The following is a 24,312-nucleotide window of genomic DNA, read 5'->3' on the forward strand; positions in this document are numbered from 1 at the left end:
TTCGCAAAGAACCGATTTTCAGGCCATTTCTTGAGAGATTTATTAGGCTATTCTCTCCGTTATCTGATTGGTAATTTCAGCCTGAATTGAGGTTCTGTTTTTTGTGATTGCTTGGCTCTTGTTGACGCCAGTAATAGATAAGGATCAATGGGCGGATTTTTAAGTACTTCCAGTGCATTAATCTGCGCTGAACTTTGTTGATTCATCTAAACAGTTTTTTGAAGGTTGAAAGCTTTTATTGCTCGAAATTCGGGTTCGGCTTTGAGTTGATATGAGCTATGAATTTTCAGTCGGATGCTGCAGCCTCTTTGCTGTTTTATCGGGTAGCGATCCTTTGAATTTGGATCATTTTTTCGATGCCTTGGGGGCAGATTTGCCTTGTCTTGTTTCTACTCGTCGCACAATTATTGTTGTTTTCGTGGTGATCATGCCTCCGTAGTTATGCTATCAAGCGTGTCGACCAGTCTTGGAAGCTCGACCATGTCTGCGTGGCCCTAGTCCTTGGTTGGTCTGCGCTTGTGTTCCTTAATCCCACAAGTTTCTCTTTACCTCTTCTATGCTCATCATTTTTTTGATTACTCTTTCGTTCCTTAGAGTAAGCGAAGCTGGAAGCGACAATTGAGCTGAATTCAATTCTTGCTCTGACGTATTCTTGTCTGAGATTTGTTGGGGATGGCTTTGGTTATTCAAAGGATTGTTGGCTCGGCTTGTCTTTTCTAGAAGGTGGCGAATGCTTAAGTTCGATGATTCATTTGGGCTCCGGTCGCTGATCGAGTTTTTCCCTGTTGTCGGTGAATTGTAGATCTCAATTATAACTTCTTCTATAGATGAATCCTTGACCAAGGGTTGCGTCAGCAGCCTGTGGATGTTCTGCCTTTTGGCTAGTCGGAATGATGGCTTGTTATATTTCATGCTTCTTGGGGGAGTGAGGTTCCATTAATTCGATCAGCGCCGCCTAAGGGACGATGATTTGATCTGAGCGAGAAATTTTTTGGAAATCGTTTGTTTCTCGGAAGTGTAGAATTCTTGACTTCAGATGCTGTTCTAGCTAGATTAGATGAGTCTTGTTTTGATGTTGCTGTTTGCAGCGCCGTGTTGCAAACTTTTCTAGCATCTAAATAACGCTTTTGAAGCGCGCGATTGGCTGTTTTGAGCATCCGCTTTTCGTGAAATCCTGACATTGCTAATCGTTTGTGAAACCTGACATGCCTTCTGGAAGGTCCGTCAAGAACATCCACCTTGTTACCGGCGGTGCCGGCTTTCTCGGCTCGCATTTGGTCGACCGGCTGATGGAGGCCGGCGAAGAAGTGATCTGTCTGGACAACTATTTCACCGGGCGCAAGGTCAACATCGCCCGCTGGATCGGCCATCCCCGCTTCGAACTCATTCGTCATGATGTCACCGAACCGATCAAGCTTGAGGTGGATCGGATCTGGCATCTGGCTTGCCCTGCCTCGCCGATTCACTATCAGTTCAATCCGGTCAAAACCGCCAAAACCAGCTTCCTGGGTACCTACAACATGCTGGGCTTGGCGCGGCGGGTGGGGGCACGGTTGCTGCTCGCCAGCACCAGTGAGGTGTACGGCGATCCTGAGGTGCATCCCCAGCCAGAGAGCTATTGGGGCGCGGTGAATCCGATCGGAGTGCGCAGTTGCTACGACGAGGGTAAGCGCATCGCCGAGACCCTCTGTTTTGACTACCAGCGCACGAATGGGGTGGAGGTGAGGGTAATGCGGATTTTCAACACTTATGGCCCGCGCATGCTCCCCGATGACGGCCGGGTGGTGAGCAACTTCATTGTTCAGGCCCTTCGTGGTGAACCGTTGACGCTGTATGGCGATGGCAGTCAGACCCGTTCGTTTTGTTACGTGAGTGATTTGATCGAGGGCATGATGCGATTGATGAATGGAGCTCATACGGGACCGATGAATATCGGCAATCCGGATGAATTCACGATCCGGCAGCTGGCAGAACTGGTACGCGCTCGGATCAACCCGGCTTTGCCTTTGATTGAGAAACCTTTGCCGCAGGATGATCCGATGCAGCGCAAGCCTGTCATCGACTTGGCTCGAGAGCAGTTGAATTGGCATCCGACTGTGTCACTGGAGCAGGGCTTGGATCCGACGATCGATTCGTTCCGTAAGGTCCTGAATTTTCGAGATCACCCTGAGGCTTGATGACTCAACGGATCTGCTGCATCGGTGCGGGGTATGTGGGCGGGCCGACCATGGCGGTGATCGCTGATCGCTGCCCGCAGATTCACGTGCAGGTGGTGGACATCAACCAGGCGCGCATCGACGCCTGGAACGATGCCGACCTCAGCAAGCTGCCGGTGTACGAGCCCGGGCTTGATGTGGTGGTTGGCCGGTCACGGGGGCGCAATCTGTCGTTCTCCACCGATGTGTCGGCTGCGATCGCCGCTGCCGACATGGTGTTCATCTCCGTGAACACGCCCACCAAGACCAAGGGGCTTGGCGCTGGACAGGCCAGTGACCTCCGCTGGGTGGAAGCCTGTGCCCGTGAGGTGGCTCAGGCGGCCACCGGTCACACGATCGTTGTGGAGAAGAGCACCCTGCCGGTGCGCACGGCTGCTGCCATCAAAACCATCCTGGAAGCTGCTGGTGACGGAGAGGATCAGCGCACCTTTTCGGTGCTCTCCAATCCTGAATTTTTGGCGGAAGGCACGGCCATCCGCGATCTCGAGGCCCCCGACCGGGTGTTGATCGGTGGCGATGATCCTGCATCCATCGATACCCTCGCTGCGATCTATGCGCATTGGGTGCCGCAGCGGCAGATTCTGCGCACCAACCTCTGGAGCAGTGAGCTCTCCAAGCTCACCGCCAATGCCTTCCTGGCGCAGCGGATCAGTTCGATCAATTCGATCGCGGCGTTCTGCGAGGTCAGTGGGGCGGACGTGCGCGAAGTGGCCCGGGCCATTGGCACCGACAGTCGGATCGGTCCAAAATTCCTCAATGCTGGCCCAGGTTTCGGTGGCAGCTGTTTTCAGAAGGACATTCTCAATCTGGTGTATCTATGCCGGCATTTCGGCCTGCCGGAGGTGGCTGATTACTGGGAGAGTGTGGTGGCTCTGAACACCTGGCAACAGCACCGCATTGCCCGGTTGGTGGTGGAAAAACTGTTTGGCACGGTGACCGGAAAGCGGCTGGCGATTCTTGGTTTTGCGTTCAAGGCTGACACCAACGACACCCGAGAGGCTCCGGCGATTCGCATCTGCCGCGACCTTCTTGAGGAAGGCGCTCAGCTAGCCATTCACGATCCCAAAGTGGCTGTTCAACAGATGGCCCGTGACCTTCAACAGAAGGCAGAACCCCAGGAAGACGCACTCAGTGGAACTGGCAGTTGGGCTGAAGCTTGCACTGTTGAAGAGGCTGTAACCGGGGCCGATGCGGTACTTGTGCTCACTGAATGGCAGGAGTACCGCACCCTCAACTGGATGTCTCTGGCCCCTCGGATGCGCAAGCCGGCCTGGGTCTTCGATGCTCGGGCGATCACCGATCACGAGCAGGTGAGAGCGGCAGGCCTCACCCTTTGGTGCGTTGGGGATGGAGATGTTTGACTGTAAGGAATATGACTTATCTAAGGAAATATTGTGGTAATTGTTTTTTCTGTTAATTCGTATGTGTGTTGATTTCTCCTGTTGATTGCAATTCGTTTTCCGTTGCACTTGCACCTTTTGGTTGGATAAAGATTGTTCGCTTTGTGTTTTCTGGTCAATATTTTGATGTCTTTGGCTCCCTGATTGACTGTTTGGCTTCCTTGTGTGTGGTCTTATTTGTGTGTAAATAGGTGTGGAAAGTGTCGAGTGGTCTTTGGTTCAATTTTTAATATCGCGAGCAGACGGGGGTTGGTCTCGCTTTCCTTGCTGGCCTCCGCGGATTCTCTATTATTGAAATTAATTGGAATGTGGTATAGGTTTTGTAGGGCTCAAATCGGACTTGTTGGAGCTCTATATAGTCAGTGAATTATTTGCACTTATTAGTTTCTCGATGAGAGAATCTTGTGTTAAGAGGTGGAAATATGTTCTAATTTTAGGATAATCCTAGTGAATTCTAGTCTGAGGTTAGGCGCTAGGTATTTTCGGTTTCTTGTAATCGTGTTGTGTGGGGATTAGCCCTGGATTAAGGTAATATTTAGACATCCTTTTGGTGGTTTTTTATTGATTTTTCTTAGTATGTAATCATTGTCTCCTGGGATTATTTGTCTTATTAATTTTGTGGTGATTCCTGGTTGACACAGCGTGTAATTTAAACAGGCTGAATACTTTTTATTGCTTGGAAAAATGCTCAACTTTGATCGGTTTGATGTTGGCATGATTAACCAGGTATTGGCGATTTCTCTTTTTTGTCACTAATAAAGTGCACTGCTTGCCCTGTTGTGTTACTGGTTAAATTTCTGTTTTCGCGCTGTTGATTTCCCTTTATGGCGAACCTGCGTTAGTCGAACAGCTCATCGAGCATTTCGCGCATGCGTTCGTTGGAAATCACCATCGGCTCGCCGGCCTGCCGGCGGAAGAAGTAGGCCCGATGTTCTTGGCTGATGCTTTCAACAGCGGCGGCCTTGCGCACCAGCAGCTGGGCCAATTTCTGACGACGTTCGGGGGACACAACAGGCCGGTGGCTTTCCCCAACGTGTTGGCCTGATGGCCCCGCACCCGCACAAGCCCCTGTTCTCTCAAGGGTTGGGTTGCATCCGTTCACAAGTCCATAAAAAGCGAGGGTTCTTCAGGCCCTCGCTCAGGTCGTCTTCTGTTCCGGGGTGTGACGACACCCAGTCCAGTTCGCAGCTTTCGCCGGCTGCTTCATGGAAGTTAACACTGGTTTTGAGGCCGGAGTTGAGCAGACTCCATCCATGGCTCAGCGCTTCGATGCCAACACCTACCCCCTCGACCCTGGGGTTCGCCTGCTTGAGGCCAGCGCTGGCACGGGAAAAACCTTTGCCCTGGCGCATCTCTGCCTGCGGCTGATCACGGAGGCCGACCACCCTCTCGAGGCGTTGTTGGTGGTGACCTTCACCGATGCGGCGGCCGAAGAGCTGCGCTCCCGCATCGGACAGCGGCTGCAACAAGCGTTGCAGGGGCTCGAACAGCTGGAGCAGGGGATGGAGGCTTCCGCTCCAGACCCCGTGCTGGCGTACTGGCTGGCGGGTTCCGAGCCAGGGGAGGCGCGTCAGCGGTGGATTCGGCACCTGCTGGTGGCCCTGGAGCAGTTGGACCGGGCCGACATCACCACCATCCATGGCTTCTGTCGCCGCAGCCTGCGCCGTCTGGCTCTCAGCAACGCGGCGGCGATGGAGCCCCAGCTGGACACCGACGCCACCGCGCTTCAGGCCGAGGTGGTGCAGGACCTCTGGCAACAGGAACTCCTCAGCCTGCCGCCGGATCAGTTCAAGGCGTTGCGGCAACGCGGCCTCTCGCCCCAGACCCTGCGCAAAGGGTTGGCGCAACTCGATGGCGAACAGCAGCCGCGGTTCAGGGGCGCTGATGGGGCGATCGATCTGGATCAGCCCCTCGCTCCTCAGCTGGAGCACTGGCTGGCGCAGCTCTGGCAAGACTTCGTGCCGCTCTGGCAGCGGGACCATGCCGACCTGGATGCTGGGTTCCGTCAGGCGGCCGAGCAGTGGAAAGCCCAGGGCTGTGGAGCCACCACCCCTTATTCCGCCAAGCCCAAGACCGATCGCTGCGCCCAGATCAACCAGTGGCTGGATGGGCAGACCGCAGCGCCATCGCTGCTGGAGATTGCCGCCCGTGAGAAGCCGCTGAAGGAGTACTTCCACCCCGGCAGTTGGTGCAAGGTCGCGCGCAAGTGCGGTGAGACCGACCCCAGCCTGGTGACGCCGGCTCTGCAGTCCGCCGTTGCGGCGCTCTGGGATGCACCGATTGAGCGCACCTGGCAGTACCTCTTGGAACGGGGCTTGCAGGAGCTGGACCGCCGCCGTCGCCGCCGTGGAGTGATCACCTTCGGCGGCTTGTTGGCCGCCATGGATCCCGGCGATGGCGATGTTGCCTGGCTTGCACCGCTGCAACAGCGTTACCGGGCTGTGATGGTGGATGAGTTTCAGGACACCGACCCCGTGCAGTGGCGCCTGTTGCAACGCGCCTTTGGTGCTGGTGAACGCCACCTGCTGCTGATGGTCGGGGATCCCAAGCAGGCGATCTACCGCTTCCGTGGTGGTGATCTGGCCACTTACATGGCAGCGCGCGATCAGGTGGAGAGGATCGATCACCTGCTCGACAACTTCCGCACAACGGCACCGCTGATGGAGGGGTTGAACCGCTTGATGGCTCCGGGGCTCCCCAGATCTGAACTGCCGGTGCCCGCGGTGCAGCCCCGCAGCTCCGCCACCCCGCCGCAGGATGCCCCGCCGCTGCAACTGCTGCTGCTTTCCACAGAGGCGCCCTCCAGCCGCAATGCCCTGGAAGCAGAGCTGCCCCGACGGCTCGCCGCGATGGTGCTGGAGCAACTGCAGCAACGGGACGACCTCACCCCAGCGGATCTCTGTTTGTTGGTGAGTCGCCATCAACAAGCTGAAGACCTGCGCCGCGCCCTGGGGGCCTGCGGCCTTCCCACCCGCCTGGTGACCCAGGGGGATGTGCTCGACAGTGAAGCCGCGTTGCTGTTGCAGTGGTTCCTCGATGCCCTGGCGGAACCGGGCGATGACGCTCGCCTGCGCCTGCTGGCCTGCTCGGGATTGATGAACATCGCGCCCGATGCTCTGGAGCCGGGGCGCTTGGATCAGCTGGCGCTCCAGCTGCGTGGTTGGGCTGAGCTGATGCCGCGGCTGGGCCTGCTCGGGGCTCTGGCCGATCTGCTCAACGGTGAACAGATGGCGGGGCTGTCGGAACGGGGCCGGATGCTGGGGGATCTGCAGCAGGCGGCGCGGCTTGTGCAGGAGGCGATGCACCGCCAGGGGCTTGATCTGGCCACCGCGGCGGATTGGTTGCGGCGGGAGCGGTTGCACCCCAGCCAGCCCGTACCGGAGGCCCGTCAGCCCCACAGCGATCAGGCCGACAGCGCCATCGCCGTGGTCACCGTCCACCGCAGCAAGGGGCTGGAATATCCGGTGGTGATCTGCCCCTATCTCTGGCAGTCGCCCCCAGCGGTGTCCGGTCCGCTCTGGCGTGATCCCCGCTCCGGGGAGTGCCTGGCGCGGGTGGATGTGCATTGGGGGGAGGGCTGGCAGGCCGCGCAACAGGCGCAGCAGGACGCTGCGGCGGAGGCCGAGCGGCTGGCCTATGTCGCGGTCACCCGAGCCCAAACCCAGTTGATCCTGATCTGGGCCAGGGCCAACGGTCAGGAGGATTCCCCGTTGCCCGCCTGGTTGTTCGGAGCTGAGGCCGCTGGGGATGCGATCGACAGCCTCACCGATGAGCGGCTGAGCCAAGCCCTGGCAGAGCGACAGGTCCTGATCAGCATCGAAGGCCTGGTCGAGAGTCTGCCCAGTGGCCAGCGTTGGCGGCCTCCGTTGCTGGCCGAGCCCTTGGCCCTTGGTTCCATCCCCAAGCGGATCGACCGGAGTTGGGGCCGGGCCAGTTACTCGGCCTGGATTGCCTCATCCGACGACGTTCAGCTGCATGAACAGGGTCGCGATCGCGATCCCGGTGCTGAGGAATCAATCTTGGCTGCGACAGAACCGGCATGGTCCGAGACCGGGCCGCTGGCGGCCTTCCCGCGCGGGGCCGGGGCCGGGGACTGTCTGCACCGGATCCTGGAACAGTTCCCCTTTTCTGCGGCGGAGGCCACGGAACCCCGCCAACGGCACAAGCTGATCGCCGCCGAGTTGCGCCGGGCCGGGCTTGATCCCGATCTTCAGAACGTTGTGTTGATGGGGTTGGAGCAGGTGTTGCAGACGCCCCTGGGGGGACCGCTGGGGGCGTTGTCGCTGGATCGGCTAGGGCCGCACCAGCGCCTGCCTGAACTCAGTTTTGATCTGCCGGTGCAGCACATGCGCACGGCCGATCTGGTGGCCGCCTTCGGTTGTGATGCCGAGGCCCGTTTTGGCCGCTCCTACAGCCCGGCGCTGGCATCGCTTTCAATCAACAGCCGCGGGTTTCTCACCGGTTCCATCGATCTGGTGTTTCAGGACCCCCAGCACCAACGCTGGTGGGTTCTCGACTGGAAGAGCAATTGGATCGGTGAACGGCGCACCAGTGCTGAGCCGGGACTGTGCGGACCGCATCACTATTCCCAGGAGGCGATGGAGGCGCAGATGTTGCACCACCACTACCCCCTGCAGGCCCACCTCTACCTGGTGGCCCTGCACCGCCATCTGCGTTGGCGGCTGCCGGATTACAACCCGCAGCAGCATCTGGGGGGCTACGTCTACTGCTTCCTGCGGGGGATGCCCGGAGCCGTGGCTGTTTCTCCGGAGAATGCTGTGGGGCCGGGGCGCATCGTTGAACCCGTGCCGCTCAAGCGCATCGCAGCCCTGGATCGAGCCCTGGGGGAGGTGCCGGCGTGACGGAGTTGCTGCCCCCCGGAACCAGCACCTGGCCCTCCAGCTTCACGGCCGGACTCCATGCCGCCCTGCGGCGACGGATCCCGCCCCAGGTGGATGGCCCCGCCCTGGAGGAGCTCAGCCGCGATCTGGTGCTGGCCTTGGAGCAGGGGGAGTTGACGGTGGCGCTGACGCCGGAGCGGCTGGTCGCTGCCCAGGCCAGTGGCTGGCTGGAGGGGGATGCCTCCCCCCTGCTGCTTCAGGCTGATCGGCTGGGCTGGCGCCGCTGGTTGCAGGCCATGGAGCAGGTGGTGGCCGAGCTGGTGGAGCGGGCCCATGCTCCGGTTCCCAAGCCCGTCAAGGCTGCCGATCCCGAGCTGTCGGATCGTCTCAACGCTGAACAGTGCGCCGCCGTGCGCGCCCTGGATCAGGCCTCGGTTGTGCTGCTCAGCGGTGGTCCGGGCACGGGCAAAACGAGCACGGTGGTGGAGATTCTGGCCAGGGCGGAAGCCCGCCATCCCGGCCTGCGCATCGGTTTGGCGGCCCCCACCGGCAAGGCGGCCCGGCGCCTGGGGGATGCGGTGCTGGCGCAACGGGCTCCGTTGCCCTGCAGCACCCTCCACCGCTGGTTGGAGGCCGGCAGCCGTGGCTTCGGCAGGCACCGCCAGCGTCCCTTGGAGCTGGATCTGCTGGTGATCGACGAGATGTCGATGCTCGATCTGGCCTTGACCCAGGCCCTGCTCGAGGCGTTGCCCAGGGGTTGTCGGCTGCTGTTGGTGGGGGATCCAGCCCAGCTGCCGCCGGTGGGGAGTGGAGCGGTCTGGCACCGGCTTCAGCAGCCGGACGTTCGCAGTCGATTTGGTGAAGGGGCGGTGCATCTCGAGCGCACGTACCGCAACCGCGGTGCCCTGGCGCAGGTGGCGCAACAGCTGCGCCAGGGGGATCTGGCCGCGTTCGCTGCGGATCTGGCTGCCTTGCCTGCACAGGCCAATCTGCAGGTGCACCCCAGCCCCCTGCGTCGTTTTCCAGCCCTGGTGCGTGAGCGCTGGCTGGAGCGCCTCCAGCAGCTGCAGGCGCTGACGGTTGATCTCAACCGCTGCAGAGAGCAGGAGCTGATGGCGGAGTCCCGGCCCTTGTTTGCGCTGCTCGAGCAGGACCTGTTGCTCTGTCCGCGCCGCCGGGGGCCGTGGAGTCTTGATGATGTGCACCGCACGCTGCTGGGGGCCAATGCCGCCGGCAGGATCGAGCGTTGGCCGATCGGCTTGCCGGTGATCTGCGGCAGCAATCAACCGGAACTCGGCTTGGCCAATGGCGACCTCGGGGTTGTGATCGGGGCAGGCTCTGAACGACGCCTGCTGTTCCAGGTGGTGGATCCGGACGGCCAGCTGCAGGTGCGCCGTCTGCATCCAGCCCGTTTGCGGCGTCTGGAGCCAGCGGTGGCGCTCACCATCCATCGGGCCCAGGGCAGTGAGGCGGATCGGGTGATCGTGCTCTGGCCCGATCCCCTCGAGGATGGTCCGGCTGCTGAACATCAACGCCGTTTGCTCTACACAGCGATCACGCGAGCCCGTGCCAGCCTTGATCTGGTGACGCTGATCTGACGCGGGTGGACTGATGCGGGTTGAGCGTCCCTGGGGCTGGTACGAAACGTTGACCCAGGGGGACAACTATTTGGTCAAACGGCTGCTGGTTCATGCCGGGCAGCAGTTGTCTCTGCAGCGGCATCGTCATCGCAGCGAAAGTTGGACCGTGGTGGCCGGTTCGGGGGCTTTGCTCTGCGGCGAGACATGGCAGGCCGCCAGCGCGGGCGTCATGCTCTCAATCCCCTGCGGCGCTGTGCATCGCGCCCGTGCAGACGATTCAGATCTGCTGATTCTGGAAGTTCAGCACGGTGATGATCTGCGGGAAGACGACATCGAACGGCTGCAGGATGATTACGGCCGGGTGATAACTTGAGGGCTAACCTTTGAAGCGTAGGCAACACAACCAGAGGGCAACTCTTACGTTGCAGGGAGGTTGTGAGCCTGATTTCAGAGATCAATCAGGCGAAGCCACCTTTCATGACTGAACAGCAACAGCAGCGCGACGATTCCGCCTGCGCAGTGGATCTTTCTGCATCCGACCTGCCGGAAGCCAACTCAAATGCTGAGGTGTTCACCACTACCATCACATCGGCTGAACCGGAATCCGGTTTCGCCGGTTTTGGTTTCAGTGAAGCCCTGCTCCGCACCCTGGCGGACAAGGGATACAGCGAACCTTCCCCCATTCAGAAGGCGGCCTTCCCCGAGCTGATGCTTGGCCGCGATCTGGTGGGACAGGCCCAGACCGGCACCGGCAAAACAGCAGCGTTTGCGTTGCCGTTGCTCGAACGTCTCGAGAGCGGCCAGAAAACACCCCAGGCCCTGGTGCTCGCCCCCACACGGGAGCTGGCCATGCAGGTGGCCGAATCGTTCAAGGCCTATTCCGCCGGCCATCCCCATCTGAAGGTGCTGGCGGTGTACGGCGGCACGGATTTCCGCTCCCAGATCAGTGCTCTCAGGCGCGGTGTGGATGTGGTGGTGGGCACCCCTGGCCGGGTGATGGACCACATGCGTCAGGGCACGCTCGACACCAGTGGTCTGCGCAGCCTGGTGCTCGATGAAGCGGACGAAATGCTCCGCATGGGCTTCATCGACGATGTGGAGTGGATCCTCGATCAGCTTCCTGAGCAGCGTCAGGTGGTGCTGTTCTCCGCGACGATGCCTCTAGAGATCCGTCGTCTGTCCAAGCGTTACCTCAAGGACCCTGCTGAGGTCACGATCCGCACCAAGGATCAGGAAGGCAAGCGGATCCGCCAGCGCTCGATCACGGTGCCGATGCCGCACAAGCTCGAAGCCCTGCAACGGGTTCTCGACGCCTGTGGTGGTGAGGGTGTGATCATCTTCGCCCGCACAAAGGCGATCACCCTGACCGTGGCTGAAACCCTTGAAGCCGGCGGCCATCAGGTGGCGGTGCTCAATGGCGACGTTCCCCAGAACCAGAGGGAACGCACCGTGGAGCGGTTGCGCAGTGGATCGGTCGACATCCTTGTGGCCACCGATGTTGCGGCGCGGGGTCTTGATGTGGAGCGCATCGGTCTGGTGATCAACTACGACATGCCGTTCGACAGCGAGGCCTATGTGCACCGCATCGGCCGGACGGGCCGGGCTGGACGCACCGGCGAAGCGGTTCTGTTCGTGACCCCACGGGAACGGCGCTTCATCCGCAACCTCGAGCGGGCCACGGGGCAGCCGATCGAAGCGATGGAGGTGCCCGGCAACACGGCCATCAACCAGGGACGGCTCGACCGTTTGCGCAAACGTTTGAGTGATGCAGCCCAATCCCAACGCCCTGATGCCGATGAAGCGGCCTTGCTTCAGGAGTTGATGCAGCGGGTGGCCACGGAACTCGAGCTCAGCCCCGAGCAGCTGGCCATGGCGGCACTGAATCTGGCGATCGGACCCGATGCGCTGCTGCGCAAGGGTGACGACGACTGGATTCAGAACACCCGTCGCAACGACCGCGACCGCGATCGCAATTCAGGAGACCGCCGTGAGCGGCGTGAGCGTCCGGCACGGGCACCTGAAGAGAACATGCAGCGCTACCGCGTTGAGGTGGGTCACCGCGATCGGGTCAAACCCGGCAACCTCGTGGGAGCCATCGCCGGCGAGACCGGACTGCAGGGCCGGATGATCGGCCGCATCCAGATCTTTGACAATCACAGCCTGGTGGATCTCCCCAAGGGCATGCCGGAGGATGTGTTCAGCAGCCTCCAACGCCTGCGCGTGATGAACCGCGAACTGCAAATCAGCAAGGCCTCCTGATGCGTGCGCTGCTGGTTGTTGGCCTGCTTTCGGCTCCCCTGGCCGCTTCAGCTTCGGACAACAGCCTGATCACCAAGTTCTGCAGAACCGCTGTGAAGGCCGAGCTGCAACGGGCAGGCACTGTTCCTCCGGAGGGAATGGTGGACGACACCTGCCGTTGTTTTCTTGCCGAGGTTCAGAACGGGGCGGGGATCCAGACGGCCCAGGCCACCTGCAAGGCCAGGGCGGCCGAGACCTACGGCCTCTGATCCCCGGGGATCAAGAACGGTCAGAGGTGGCTCACCTGAACGGTGGCCTCGGTTGTTAACAGAGCCAATTTCTCCACCATCTGAATCAACTCGATCTGCTCGCTCGGCGTGGCCTGCCGGATCAAGTTGTTGAGCAGCACAAGTTTGTCCGCTGGATCCAGCTCTCCATCGGCGGTCTAGCTCAGAGCCTGGAAACGAAGGCCCTCGAATGTCATCTCTCTCCTGTGTCAGGGTCTTCTGACAATGGAGTGGATGGCTCGGTTGCTGGCGAGTCTTCGCAATTGCTTCTTTTTTTGTGTTGATTCGTGCGACTGCCCTGTAACGTCATCGGGTTCACGCCTGAGCACTGGCCCTTTCCGAGCTTTCGGAACCGGCTCAAGCGACTGAGCACGTTCAACGGTTCCACGGTCCATGACCATCTACATCGGCAATCTTTCGTTCCAGGCGGAGCAGGAGCACCTCTTCGATCTCTTCAGTGAGTACGGCGAGGTCAAGAACTGCAGCCTGCCCCTGGATCGTGAGACCGGCCGCAAACGCGGTTTCGCCTTCGTCGAGATGGTCAACGATGCCGATGAGCAGAAAGCCATCGACGATCTTCAGGACGTGGAGTGGATGGGCCGCATGATCCGCGTCAGCAAAGCCACCCCTCGGGAGCGCTCCGGCGGCCCCCGTGGTGGTGGCGGTTACCGCGGCTGAGGCTCAGGTCTCGGCCTCCATCAGGTCCAGTTCGATTTCTCGCAAGCTCAGCCGACGCAGCACGTCATTGCTGTCGTCTGCTGGGCTTTCCTGATGATCACGGGCGTCCTGGAACTGGGGCAGGACAGCCCGCAGTCCGCGGCGTTTCTGCCGCGCAAGGTAGCGGTGAAAGCGGTTGAACGACCTTGATCGGCTCATGGCACCTCCTTCAGTTGTGGTTCTGTTGTAGTGCGTCTTCAGGGGTGAAAACCGTGTCGGAACGAACCCTCACGAAAGCTTCAGCAACGCGCTCCCCCCTGATGCGGTTGTTGCGCCATCTGGCGCCCCAGCGCCGCCTGGTGGTTGCAGCTGTGACGTGCTCCCTGCTCAACAAGCTCTTCGATCTGGCCCCACCGATCTTGATCGGCTTGGCCGTGGATGTGGTGTTGCTCAAGGAGCAGTCCCTGCTGGCGGGTTTCGGGCTGAGGACCGCCGGCCAGCAGCTGTGGGGTCTGGCCCTGCTCACCTTTGTGATCTGGGCGGCGGAGTCGCTATTCGAGTACCTCTACGACGTGCTCTGGCGCAACCTGGCGCAAACCACCCAGCACAGCTTGAGGCTTGAGGCCTACGACCATCTGCAGAAGCTGGAGCTCTCCTTTTTCGAGCAGGACAGCACCGGCCGCCTGATGGCAGTGCTCAACGACGACATCAACCAGCTCGAACGGTTTCTGGATCGGGGTGCCAATCAGATCCTGCAGTTGATCACCACCGTGCTGGTGGTGGGCATCGGCATGGCGATGGTGGCGCCGGAGGTGGCGCTGTTCGCTTACCTGCCGATTCCGGTGATTCTCTGGGGATCACTGCATTTCCAGCGCCAGCTGGCGCCCCGCTACCGGGAGGTGCGGGCCCGGGCGGGTGACCTCGCCTCCCGGCTCGCCAACAACCTGGGGGGGATGCTCACGATCAAGAGCTTCACCGCTGAAGCTCTTGAACTGGAGCGCCTGCGGGCTGAAAGCCTGGCCTACCGCCAGAGCAATGCCCGGGCGATTCGTCTCTCGGCGGCCTTCATCCCTTTGATTCGCTTCGCGATTTTGTTCGCCTTCCTGGCGATCCTGTTGATCGGTGGGTTCAAGGCTCTGGCCGGTGAACTGCCGGTGGCCACCTACAGCGTTCTGGTGTTCATCACCCAGCGGCTGCTCTGGCCGTTAACCGCCATTGGCCGAACTCTGGATGAATACCAGCGCTCGATGGCCTCCACGCAACGGGTGCTTGATCTGATTGACACGCCGGTGTTGATCCAGGGAGGAACGGTGCCGGTGGTTCCGCAGCGGCTGCGGGGTGAGATTCGCTTTGAAGCGGTTGATTTCGCCTATGCCGGCCGATCAACGCTGCTGCAGGGCTTTGATCTCACCGTGCCGGCGGGATCGACCCTCGGCATCGTCGGGGCAACGGGCTCCGGCAAGAGCACCGTGGTGAAGCTGCTCTTGCGGCTGTACGAGTGCGATGGCGGACGCATCCGCCTGGATGGGGTGCCCATCGACAGCCTGCAGCTGCAGGACCTGCGCCGCTGCATCGCCCTGGTGAGTCAGGACGTCTACCTCTTCCACGGCACCGTGGCCGAGAACATCGCCTATGGGGTCGCGAATCCCGATCCGGTGGCGATTGAGCAGGCCGCTCGCCTGGCGGAAGCTGCTGGATTCATCGACGCTTTGCCCCAGGGGTACGACACCCTGGTGGGAGAGCGGGGGCAGCGCCTCTCGGGCGGACAGCGCCAGCGCATCGCCCTGGCTCGCGCCATCCTCAAGGACGCGCCGGTGCTGGTGCTCGATGAAGCCACCGCAGCGGTGGACAACGACACCGAAGCCGCGATTCAGCGCTCCCTGGCGCAGATCACCCAGCAGCGCACCACCGTGGTGATTGCCCACCGGCTCAGCACGGTCCGCCATGCCGACTGGATCGTGGTGATGGACCAGGGTCGGATTGTGGAGCAGGGCTGCCACGACAGCCTGGTGGCCCAGGGCGGGATCTACACCAACCTCTGGCAGGTGCAGGCCGGCGAAGGGGTTATCGCTTCCTGAAGCAGCTGTTGTTGCCGTCAGATCCGGCGACCATGCTGGGTCAGCAAGCCGGCGGTGCAGCCATGGCCATGCAGGCCTCGATCAGCCACGTCATGCATCACCCCCTCGGGGTGTTCTCACTGTTGGTGGCGATCAGTGCGGCAGCGCCGCCGTTGATCCGGCGGCTGGGTCTTCCCGATCTGGTGGGGTTGCTGGCGGCGGGCGTGGTGGTGGGTCCCCACGCTTTGAACTGGGTCGACAGCAGCAGCGAAACGGTGCGACTCCTCTCCGATCTCGGGGCGGTGTATCTGCTGTTCACGATGGGTCTTGAGATTGACCTCGAGGAGTTCAACCGGGTCAAGCGCCGCTCGTTCATCTATGGCCTGCTGATCCTGTTGATCGGCGTGTGCACGGGCGTGTCGATCGGCCTGATGGCGGGCTTCGCCTCGGTGTCGTGCCTGTTGCTCGGTGCCCTCATGGCCACCCACACCCCCCTTGGCTATCCGATCGTGCGCAGTTACGGCGCCCAGAAGGATGAGTCGGTGGTGGTGAGTGTCGGCAGCACGATTTTCACCGACATCGTGGCCCTGCTGCTGCTGGCGGTGGGGCTGGGGCTGGGCCAGGGCAGCCTCAGCGGCCTGGGCCTGGGCCTGCTGCTGTTCAAGATCGGTGGTTTTGCTCTGGTGGTGGTGATCGGCATCCGCTGGCTGGGCCGGCGCCTCGTGCTGCGGGGCATCAGCGATGAAAACCGGATGGTGCTCGCTGTTCTGGTGGCCCTGTTCCTGGCGTCCCTGGGGGCCGAGCTGGCCGGCGTCGAGAAGATTGTCGGCGCCTTTCTGGCTGGTCTGGCGGTGAATTCCGTGCTGCCCGAGGGCCGGGTGAAGGAACAGGTGATTTTTGTGGGTGGGGTGTTGTTCATCCCGATCTTCTTCATCGACCTGGGATTGCTGCTGGATCTGGGCAGCCTTGGCGACAGCCTGGGCAACTTTCAGTTCACCGCGCTGATGCTGGTGGGGGCCATCGGCGGCAAGGGTCTGGCGTCCTGGCTCAGCGGACGGCTGTTCGGTTACCGCCGCGCCCAGATCATGATGATGTGGTCACTGACGATGCCCAAGGTGGCGGCGACCCTGGCCACGGCCTTCATCGGCTACCAGGCGGGTCTGCTCAATCAGACCGTGCTCAACAGCGTGCTGGCGGTGATGGTGGTGACGGCCACTCTTGGGCCGATCCTCACCGAGCAATCGGTGACACGGCTCAAGGATCCCAGGCCTGATGCGGTGCCGGTCAGCTTCGGTGAGGAGGCGGCGGTGCTGGATGGCGTCAATGAGGTGGTGCAGCGCCCCCTGCGCATCGTGGTGCCGGTGGCCAACCCCAGCACCGAGAAGGGGTTGTTGAGCATGGCGGCCCGCCTGGTGCAGGGCTCATCGGGGGCTGAAGGGTTGCTGCTTCCCCTGGCGATGGTGAATCCCAGCCTCGAAGAGATGCGCGGCGGTTTGAACAGGGCCGTTGCGGCAGCGCGCGGACGCCTCAGCACAGCGGAGAGCATCGGTGCCCAGTTAGCGGTACCCACCCGCAGCCTGCTGCGGCTGGATGAAGACATCGCCGGTGGCATGAGCCGCACGGCCTTGGAACAGGCTGCGGATCTGTTGCTGATCGGTGCGGCCCGCAGCGATCAACTTCGGGCCTGGCTGATGGGCGACATCGTCGATGGGGTCTGCCGCACGGCCCACTGTCCGGTGGTGGTGGTGAACCTGGGCCCTGAGACCGATAGCGGCCTGGGCCGGATCCTTGTTCCGATCAAAGACCTCTCCGCTAACGCCCGCGAGCAGTTCGAACTGGCGCTGCGGGTGATCAATTCAGCCCCGGAGGATCAGCGCGTCCGGATCACTCTGCTGCATGTGCACGATCCCCGCTTCAGCGGGCAGGACCGTCATTGGATGGAACAGCAGTTGATCCGCTGGCGTCCACCGGGCATCCCTGAGGAGCGGTTTCACATCGTGATCGTGCGGGGGCCCGGCATCGATGGGGCCATTCATCGCCTCAGCCGCGAACACGACCTGGTGATCCTGCGCACCCAGCGCAGGCGGGTGGCCGGTCTGCCGATTCCCGGCAGTGATCGCACCAGCAAATTGATCCGCCAGCTCCCCTGCGCCTCGATGGTGATCAGCGACCCCTTGGTTTAACGGAGGGCTGCGCCCCCCTACCGGAGACGGGACGAGCGCGCCAAAATGCTGCGTAGCGTGTGTTCCATGCCACAAGCCCCCCCTGCTAAGGCGTCCTCGGTGGCCATGAACTGGCCGGTGGCTACTGCTGTGGTGGCGGGTCTCAGTGGCGGTCTGATTCTCTCGGTTCCCCTGAGCCGGTTGATCACAGCGCCATCCAGCACGGAAGATGAACCCCTCGCGCTGCCTCAACCCTCGCCGCTTGCCAACCCGTTTGCTGGCTGGACCGGCTTAGGGGCCAGGGAGGTGGTGGTGCTGGGCCGGGACCGCTCCGGCAGCAACACCGATGTGATTTTCACGGTGCGGGTGGATGGCACCACCACATCAATCACCCAGATCCCCCGCGACAGCTACATCGATGCCGAGGGCTTCGGTGGCATCAAGCTCAATGCCTTGATGGCCTACGGCGGTGTGGAGGCGGTGGAGCGGGAGTTGTCTCGCCTGATGAACCGCCCGATCCGCCATCACATTGTGGTGCGCCTGGATGCGCTCGAAACCCTGGCCAACCTGGTGGGGGGTATCGAAGTGGACGTTCCCAAGCGCCTGTATTACGTCGATCGCAGCCAGAATCTGGTGATCGATCTGCAGCCAGGCCCCCAGCTGTTGAAGGGCAAGGATCTGGAGGGTTTTCTGCGCTGGCGCAACGACGGCCGCGGCGATTTCGGCCGGCTGGAACGGCAGCAGCTGGCGCTGAAGGGGCTGTTTGAGCAGATGAAACAACCGCAGAATCTGATCCGTCTGCCGGCGTTGATCACTGCGGCGGGCCAGGCCTTGGAGACGGATCTGGGGCCGATGGAACTGGGTGGATTGATCACCGCCATGGGCACCACCGATCTGCAGGCGTCCAGCCTGAAGGCGGTTCCGTTCAATGCCGATGGCATCAGTTATCTGGACACGGAGTGGCCGGCGACGTCGGGCAGTGGCACCGATGCCCGTGAAGCCGGTGGGGGGGGCTTCCGGTTCTTGTTCTGATCAGATCAGCAGGGTTAGTGAACGAACCACCCGGCCGCAGAGGTCACCAACCTTGGCCCAGCGGTCTTCGTTGACGCTGGTGGCCAGCGTGTAAAGCCTGCCCCGATCCACCACCACAGTCGCCAGCTCGTGGCGGTCGCGGTCTTCCAGGTGCACGGCGTATTCCAGGTCGTAGAAGGTGTGGCCATTCACCTCACGTTCCTGCGCTTCCACCAGCTCAGCGGTGCGGCCGCTGCCGGCGGTGGCGATGACTTCGCGGCGCAGGCGTTCGCCAACGGCCACGGCGCTGCCCAGTTCACTCAGCTCGTTGTCTTCGTTTACCTTGTTGATCATCAGGCTCACGGTTTCATCGCTGTGGATCAGGTCGTGAAACACCACCCGGGGGCCGTTGCTCACCTGCACCTCGGTCCAACCGGTGGGATAGAGGAAGGCGAAGCGGCCATCCGGGCTTTGGTACGACTGCAGCCCTGCCGTTGGTCCCGCCGCGCAGGCCCCCAGCACCAGTGCCAGGGCGCCGCAAAGGATCACGCGACTCAGAGACTGGAGGAGCTGCATCAGCGGGGCGATCAATCCACGGGCCATTCTGCCGTTGAGGCCTGATGGTCGTGACCACTGTTGCGGCAGATGATCTCCGCAACTCCTACATTTCCCGCATCGGCGGCAGATCCCTGAGCGGCTTCACCAAACCGTTGGCTCGGCTGATTGATCAGTTCGAGCGTCTGCCCGGCATCGGCCCGCGCACGGCCCAGCGACTTGCGCTGCACCTGTTGAACCAACCGCAGGAGCAGATCCATCAGTTCGCTGATGCTCTGTTGGCGGCCCGCACCCAGGTGGGCCAGTGCCAGACCTGCTTCCACCTCTCCGCCGATCCCGAATGTGAGATCTGCCGCAATCCCGAGCGTCGCAACGGCGTGATCTGCGTGGTGGCCGATTCCCGCGATCTTCTGGCGCTGGAGCGCACCCGTGAATTTCAGGGGCGCTACCACGTGCTCGGTGGCCTGATCTCACCCATGGACGGCATCGGCCCGGAGCTGCTGCACGTCACTGAATTGGTGCAGCGCATCACCAACGAGGAGATCAGTGAGGTGATCCTGGCCCTCACCCCCAGCGTGGAAGGGGACACCACCAGCTTGTATCTGGGGCGGTTGCTCAAGCCCTTCTGCTCGGTGAGCCGGATCGCCTATGGCCTGCCGATGGGCAGTGAACTGGAATACGCCGATGAGGTCACCCTGAGCAGGGCTCTTGAAGGGCGCCGGCCGGTATGAGCAAGTACAGCGCCATCCCCCCTGCCGAGCGACTGCCGGACTGGCTGCGGCGGCCGATCGGCAACGCCTCGGAGTTGGAGCGGGTGCAGGGGCTGGTGAAGCAGAACCGGCTCCACACCATCTGTGAGGAGGGGCGCTGCCCCAACCGCGGCGAGTGCTACGCCGCCGGAACGGCGACGTTTCTGTTGGGTGGCTCGATCTGCACCCGCAGTTGTGCCTTCTGCCAGGTGGACAAGGGCCAGGCCCCGATGCCGGTGGATGCCGCCGAAGCCGAGCGGGTGGCCGATGCGGTGGAGGCGATGCAGCTCCGTTATGTGGTGCTCACGGCGGTGGCCCGGGATGATCTCTCCGATCACGGCGCCAGCCTGTTCACCAGCACCATGGCGGCGATCCGTGCACGCAATCCGCTGATCGCCCTTGAAGTGCTCACCCCCGATTTCTGGGGGGGTGTGGCGGATCACAATCAGGCCTTGGCGGCCCAACGGGAGCGGCTGGCCACTGTGTTGGCGGCCCAGCCGCTGTGTTTCAACCACAACCTGGAAACCGTGCAGCGGCTGCAGGGGGAGGTGCGCCGCGGTGCCACCTATGCGCGGTCGCTCGGCTTACTGGCGGCCGCCCGGGAGTTGGCGCCGGAGATCCCCACCAAAAGTGGCCTGATGCTTGGCCTGGGGGAAAGCCGCGACGAGGTGATCGCCACCCTCCACGACCTCCGCGCTGTGGATTGCCAACGGATCACCCTGGGGCAGTACCTGCGTCCCTCACTGGAGCACATTCCGGTGGCCCGCTACTGGATGCCGCAGGAGTTCGATGAGCTGGCGGACGTGGCCCGAGAGCTGGGCTTTGCTCAGGTGCGCAGTGGTCCGCTGGTGCGCAGCAGCTATCACGCCGCCGACTGACGCCAGCCCCGCAGACTGCGCTCCAGCACGGTGGCCAGATCACCACTCATCAAGGCACCAGCACCGCCCCAGACCATGCGCAGGGGTAGATCCCAGAGCGCCGCTTCCACATCGCGAGTTTTGCTGAAGCCGCGTTGGCGGAAGTAGCGCACCAGCCGGCGGTGCTGCTGCTCGTCGTCGCGGATGGCCAGCAACCGGGCCCGTGAGCAGGGGGTGGTCTCCTGGGCCCAGGCCATGGTGGCCGCCCAGATCAGATCACCCACGCCGGCAGGCGCCTTCGGCATCACCCGCATCGTGTCGAGCTGCAGGCCCGTGGCGGCGGAATAGGCCCATCCCTTCATTTCCCCCAGCAGCAGCAGGCTGCCGCTGGCGGCTTGCTGGGCCACCACCAGCCGCAGGCTCCACAGCCCCAGGGGGCGGCCCACTTGCAACCTCAGCAGCAGTCCCCGTTCACGGGCTTCGGCTTCTAGTTGCTCAAGCATCGATCGGGATCTGGCCACGGTCATGGTTGTCCAGTCATGCTGCCGCGGGCATGGTGCCCACCGAGCGCACCGCCTTCAGGGGCAGCGGCCCGTAGAGATGGGGGAACAGTTCGCCGGTGGGGATGGCATCGGCCCGCAGCGGGGCGTTCACGGCCGCGGGATCAATCTCCAGCAGCAGCACCTCGCCGGTGTCGGCATAAAAGCGCTCAAAGGTGGCCTGCACCTGCTCCTGCCAGGAGCAGTGGATGAAGCCCACCTGCTCCAACGTCATCCCCCGGGTGGAGATGCGGTAGCTGCCGCTGGTCTGGGCGGCCTGCCAGTCGGCCTTGAGGGCCAGGTGAAACAGGGGCTGATCCAGGGGCACCGCCACGGCATCTGCGGGGAAGTGGTGTTGTTGCCCCCCGGCATTCCAGGGGTCGGCCCGTTGCATCAGCCGCTCGAAGCGGGGATCCTCGAGGAAGCGCTGGAGCCAGTGGCGCAGGGCTTCCAGGCTGTTGTCGTTGTCGAATCCTTCGGGATCGGCGATGCGCCACTGCCGCACGAACGGCCAGAGGGCGGCATCGGCCAGCGAGCAGTGTGTGCCCAGCAGCCAGCCCTGGTCGGCGATCCTCTGGTTCCAGCTCTGAAGGATCGCCAGACCGGCGGCGCGTTGCTCGTCTTTGTTGGTGCCGGGGTAGCGGTCGGTGTACTTGAAGCGGTCGAGATGATGTTTGAACGCGCCGTCGTTCTGCTCGATCAGCGCTGAGGCATCGCCGGCGTTGCGCAGCTCGCGAGGGTCCGCCTGATCCAGGGCCCAGTGCATTACCGCCAGGCTTTCCTCGATCACGCTGCCATCCGGCAGCACCAACACGGGCACCGTGCCCTTGGGGGAAACCGCCAACATCTCTGTCGGTTTGGCCTTCAGTGCGATCTCCCGCCACTGCACCAACAGTCCTGTCTCCAGCAGAGCCCAGCGGGCGCGCATGGCGTAAGGGCAGCGTCGAAAGCTGTAGAGGATCGGCAGCACGGCATCGGGGTGGTCCCTGGCAGGGATTGTCCGATGCGGCCTGACTGTTCAGGCCTGCTGCCGGCCGATGTTGTGTTGATCGATCTGACGTTGATCAATCTGGCGTTGATCGATCTGGCGCTGGCGCATGGCGAAGCGTTCCCGGTCGGCATCGCTGAAGCGATCCACGCAGTGCAGGCACTGCACCCCCTTGATGTAGCTCGGCAGTTCGCGTTGCTGGGCTGACACCGGCAGGCCGCAGGCGTGGCAAAGGCTGTGCTCTCCTGGTTCCAGCCGGTGGTTCAGCGCCACCCGTTGATCAAAAACAAAGCACTCCCCTTGCCAGCGGCTTTCGGCTTTCGGCACCTGCTCGAGGTACTTGAGGATGCCGCCGCGCAGGTGGTGCACCTCCCCGAAACCCTGTTGCTGCAGATAGCTGCTGGCTTTCTCGCAGCGGATCCCACCGGTGCAGAACATGGCGATGCGTTTGCTGCCCTGCTGTTCGATCAGGGGCCGCAGCGTGGACTCTGCCCATTGCGGGAAGTCGCGGAAGCTCTCGGTGCTGGGGTCGATGGCCCCCTCGAACGTGCCGATCGCCGTTTCGTAGCTGTTGCGGGTGTCGATCACCAGGGTGTCGGGATCATCCACCAGGGCATTCCAGTGTTCGGGTTCCACGTAGGTGCCCACGCTGGTGCTGGGATCCACGCTGGCCACGCCGATGGTCACGATTTCCTTTTTGCGGCGGGCCTTGAAGCGGCGGAACACCGGTTTGTCGGCCCAGCTGCGCTTCACCTCGAGCCGTGCGTAGTGGTCGTCGCCCAGATCCAACGAGGCGCGCAGGTGATCCAGCACCGCATCAACAGCTGATTCCGGTCCACTGATCGTGCCGTTCACCCCTTCATGGGCCACCAACACCGAGCCGAGCACGCTGCCATTGCGGGCCAGGGTCGGCAAGCTGCTCAGCAATGTCTCCCGACGCTCGTCATCCAGGGGCGTGAAGGCATAAAACGCCGCCACCAAGAGTCGGCTGTCGTTCGCTAGCCCAGGCTCCAGGTTGCTCGGGTTCACGCTGCTACGGGTTTAACAGTCCTCCAGCCTGCATCAGGCCGGGTCATGCCCCCGTGGTTCGTCCTCAGGCCTTCTTGCTGATGCGCACCGAAGCCGGCTTCAGGGGACAGGCCAGGGCATGGAAGGGCTTGTGTCCCCCTTCAAAGATCAGGCTTCCCATGGGTTGAGCGTTGGCGCTGTCGATCTTCATGGCTGAGCCACAGACCAGCACGGTGTAGCTCAACCGGGATGCCACCCACAATGAGTGTTTTGTGCAGTGTTTCCGGTTGGTGACAGTCGGGATGGTTCGCGCAGAACCTGTCCGGCCCGATCTCAATAGCGGTGATGGTGGTGACGCTGCCTGTCGTCCTTGATCGCTTCCAGGATCACCGAGAGAACTAACAGACCGAGCAGCGAGGGGATGACGATGGGATCAATCACGGCGCCTCATCGAAGGGCTTTTTCCGGTCTAGCCCTGCGCCCGCTCAGCCTGTGTGCCAGTCAAGAGATCTTCATAAGGGCTTCTTTGGGATGTTGCCCATCCCTCATTTGGGGGAAAGAGGATGGTCCAGCAATCCCTCCGTTGAGGGAGGTTGGATCCGGTGGGTGGCTCCAGACCACCTGGTTTGACCATTCATTCCGATGACCCATGAACCTTCCTCCCTCGACCGATTGAACGACGCTTTGGATGAAGCGGAGTGATCGCTTAGTTCATCTGAACCATGTTCGGGAGGCCTTCAACACTGGCGAAGGTCACGATCGCCTCTGCTGGTTCAGGGCCTTGGTTGGTCACGTAGTGCGGTTCATCCGGATGGCCCTCGAGAAAGCCATCACCAGGCCGCACCACGCTCACAACCTCCTTGCCGTCCACCAGGCGCACGTTGGTCATCGCGCCCTTGGTCACCACAACGATCACGGGTGATGGATGGGTGTGGAGTGGAATCGTTGCTCCCACCGGCAGGCCGACGCGAACCACCCGCATCTCCGGTGTTCCTTGCGGATAGGCCACCACCCGATCGCCAGGGGTACGACTCGCCTTGAACAACTCCTGAATCTCAGGCTGAGGAGCAGCTTGAACGCTGCTGGCCAGGAGCATCAGCCCGGCGGCCCAGCCAACTTGTTTGAGGTGCATGGTTTCGAAGCGATGCACCGTCTTAATCGATTTAT

At 62.1% G+C, this 24,312-nt stretch carries 21 protein-coding genes; 13 read left to right on the forward strand and 8 right to left on the reverse strand.

Features of this window, described 5'->3' with window-relative positions:
• Positions 1 to 1,205: 1,205 nt before the first annotated feature.
• Positions 1,206 to 2,177, forward strand: a complete 972-nt coding sequence (locus SynRS9902_RS05740; protein WP_186510309.1) for a UDP-glucuronic acid decarboxylase family protein — start codon at positions 1,206 to 1,208, stop codon at positions 2,175 to 2,177.
• Positions 2,177 to 3,577, forward strand: a complete 1,401-nt coding sequence (locus tag SynRS9902_RS05745) for a nucleotide sugar dehydrogenase (RefSeq protein WP_186510310.1) — start codon at positions 2,177 to 2,179, stop codon at positions 3,575 to 3,577. The genes SynRS9902_RS05740 and SynRS9902_RS05745 overlap by 1 nt, the downstream gene beginning before the upstream one ends.
• An 877-nt stretch (positions 3,578 to 4,454) precedes the next feature.
• Here the strand turns inward: SynRS9902_RS05745 and SynRS9902_RS05750 are convergent.
• Positions 4,455 to 4,625 (reverse strand): hypothetical protein, encoded by a 171-nt coding sequence (locus tag SynRS9902_RS05750; protein WP_186510311.1) that lies wholly within the window; start codon positions 4,623 to 4,625, stop codon positions 4,455 to 4,457.
• Between the two features lie 196 nt (positions 4,626 to 4,821).
• On the opposite strand from SynRS9902_RS05750, the gene SynRS9902_RS05755 reads away from it, so the two are divergent.
• The 6 genes from SynRS9902_RS05755 to SynRS9902_RS05785 all read left to right on the forward strand — a co-directional run bounded on the left by SynRS9902_RS05755 (position 4,822) and on the right by SynRS9902_RS05785 (position 13,240).
• The gene (locus SynRS9902_RS05755) at positions 4,822 to 8,478 is read left to right on the forward strand and encodes a UvrD-helicase domain-containing protein (RefSeq protein ID WP_255446224.1); all 3,657 of its coding nucleotides are present in this window, start codon (positions 4,822 to 4,824) and stop codon (positions 8,476 to 8,478) included.
• Positions 8,475 to 10,055, forward strand: a complete 1,581-nt coding sequence (locus tag SynRS9902_RS05760; RefSeq protein ID WP_186510312.1) for an ATP-dependent RecD-like DNA helicase — start codon at positions 8,475 to 8,477, stop codon at positions 10,053 to 10,055. Before SynRS9902_RS05755 ends, SynRS9902_RS05760 begins: the two co-directional genes overlap by 4 nt.
• 13 nt (positions 10,056 to 10,068) lie before the next feature.
• Positions 10,069 to 10,410 (forward strand): phosphomannose isomerase type II C-terminal cupin domain, encoded by a 342-nt coding sequence (locus tag SynRS9902_RS05765; RefSeq protein WP_186510313.1) that lies wholly within the window; start codon positions 10,069 to 10,071, stop codon positions 10,408 to 10,410.
• 104 nt (positions 10,411 to 10,514) lie between these two features.
• The gene (locus SynRS9902_RS05770; protein WP_186510314.1) at positions 10,515 to 12,296 is read left to right on the forward strand and encodes a DEAD/DEAH box helicase; all 1,782 of its coding nucleotides are present in this window, start codon (positions 10,515 to 10,517) and stop codon (positions 12,294 to 12,296) included.
• Positions 12,296 to 12,544 (forward strand): hypothetical protein, encoded by a 249-nt coding sequence (locus SynRS9902_RS05775; protein WP_186510315.1) that lies wholly within the window; start codon positions 12,296 to 12,298, stop codon positions 12,542 to 12,544. The genes SynRS9902_RS05770 and SynRS9902_RS05775 overlap by 1 nt, the downstream gene beginning before the upstream one ends.
• A 411-nt stretch (positions 12,545 to 12,955) precedes the next feature.
• Positions 12,956 to 13,240, forward strand: a complete 285-nt coding sequence (locus SynRS9902_RS05785) for an RNA-binding protein (protein ID WP_186510316.1) — start codon at positions 12,956 to 12,958, stop codon at positions 13,238 to 13,240.
• A gap of 3 nt (positions 13,241 to 13,243) precedes the next feature.
• On the opposite strand, the gene SynRS9902_RS05790 is transcribed toward SynRS9902_RS05785, so the two are convergent.
• Positions 13,244 to 13,438, reverse strand: a complete 195-nt coding sequence (locus SynRS9902_RS05790) for a hypothetical protein (protein ID WP_186510317.1) — start codon at positions 13,436 to 13,438, stop codon at positions 13,244 to 13,246.
• Between the two features lie 101 nt (positions 13,439 to 13,539).
• Here SynRS9902_RS05790 and SynRS9902_RS05795 point away from each other — a divergent pair, with 101 nt between their 5' ends.
• The 3 genes from SynRS9902_RS05795 to SynRS9902_RS05805 all read left to right on the forward strand — a co-directional run bounded on the left by SynRS9902_RS05795 (position 13,540) and on the right by SynRS9902_RS05805 (position 18,470).
• Positions 13,540 to 15,297, forward strand: a complete 1,758-nt coding sequence (locus tag SynRS9902_RS05795; RefSeq protein ID WP_186510318.1) for an ABC transporter ATP-binding protein — start codon at positions 13,540 to 13,542, stop codon at positions 15,295 to 15,297.
• A 62-nt stretch (positions 15,298 to 15,359) separates the two neighbouring features.
• The gene (locus tag SynRS9902_RS05800) at positions 15,360 to 17,459 is read left to right on the forward strand and encodes a cation:proton antiporter (RefSeq protein WP_186510544.1); all 2,100 of its coding nucleotides are present in this window, start codon (positions 15,360 to 15,362) and stop codon (positions 17,457 to 17,459) included.
• A 66-nt stretch (positions 17,460 to 17,525) separates the two neighbouring features.
• Complete coding sequence (locus SynRS9902_RS05805; RefSeq protein ID WP_186510319.1) at positions 17,526 to 18,470, forward strand: LCP family protein; 945 nt, start codon at positions 17,526 to 17,528, stop codon at positions 18,468 to 18,470.
• On the opposite strand, the gene psbP is transcribed toward SynRS9902_RS05805, so the two are convergent.
• Positions 18,471 to 19,025 (reverse strand): photosystem II reaction center PsbP, encoded by a 555-nt coding sequence (psbP, locus tag SynRS9902_RS05810; RefSeq protein WP_255446225.1) that lies wholly within the window; start codon positions 19,023 to 19,025, stop codon positions 18,471 to 18,473.
• 134 nt (positions 19,026 to 19,159) lie between these two features.
• Between psbP and recR the strand changes: the two genes are divergently transcribed.
• Both recR and lipA read left to right on the forward strand, forming a co-directional pair.
• A complete protein-coding gene (gene recR / locus SynRS9902_RS05815) occupies positions 19,160 to 19,735 on the forward strand; it encodes a recombination mediator RecR (protein WP_025362207.1) in 576 nt (191 codons plus the stop codon).
• Positions 19,732 to 20,631 carry a lipoyl synthase gene (gene lipA / locus SynRS9902_RS05820; protein ID WP_186510321.1) on the forward strand — a complete coding sequence of 300 codons (900 nt, stop codon included), beginning with the start codon at positions 19,732 to 19,734 and terminating at the stop codon, positions 20,629 to 20,631. The genes recR and lipA overlap by 4 nt, the downstream gene beginning before the upstream one ends.
• Here lipA and SynRS9902_RS05825 read toward each other — a convergent pair.
• The 5 genes from SynRS9902_RS05825 to SynRS9902_RS05845 all read right to left on the reverse strand — a co-directional run bounded on the left by SynRS9902_RS05825 (position 20,616) and on the right by SynRS9902_RS05845 (position 24,277).
• Positions 20,616 to 21,113, reverse strand: a complete 498-nt coding sequence (locus SynRS9902_RS05825; protein ID WP_186510545.1) for a hypothetical protein — start codon at positions 21,111 to 21,113, stop codon at positions 20,616 to 20,618. The two genes, lipA and SynRS9902_RS05825, sit on opposite strands and share 16 nt — an antisense overlap.
• Positions 21,114 to 21,147: 34 nt before the next feature.
• Positions 21,148 to 22,119, reverse strand: coding sequence for a DUF952 domain-containing protein (locus SynRS9902_RS05830; RefSeq protein WP_186510322.1), 972 nt, complete (start codon positions 22,117 to 22,119; stop codon positions 21,148 to 21,150).
• A gap of 48 nt (positions 22,120 to 22,167) precedes the next feature.
• A complete protein-coding gene (locus SynRS9902_RS05835) occupies positions 22,168 to 23,166 on the reverse strand; it encodes a rhodanese-related sulfurtransferase (protein WP_186510323.1) in 999 nt (332 codons plus the stop codon).
• Between the two features lie 64 nt (positions 23,167 to 23,230).
• Complete coding sequence (locus SynRS9902_RS05840) at positions 23,231 to 23,401, reverse strand: hypothetical protein (RefSeq protein ID WP_006851366.1); 171 nt, start codon at positions 23,399 to 23,401, stop codon at positions 23,231 to 23,233.
• Positions 23,402 to 23,851: 450 nt separating this feature from the next.
• On the reverse strand, positions 23,852 to 24,277 hold the full coding sequence (locus SynRS9902_RS05845; protein WP_186510324.1) for a cupin domain-containing protein: 426 nt from the start codon (positions 24,275 to 24,277) through the stop codon (positions 23,852 to 23,854).
• Positions 24,278 to 24,312 lie beyond the last annotated feature (35 nt).

The organism is Synechococcus sp. RS9902, from assembly GCF_014279635.1.
Taxonomy (GTDB): Bacteria; Cyanobacteriota; Cyanobacteriia; order PCC-6307; family Cyanobiaceae; genus Parasynechococcus.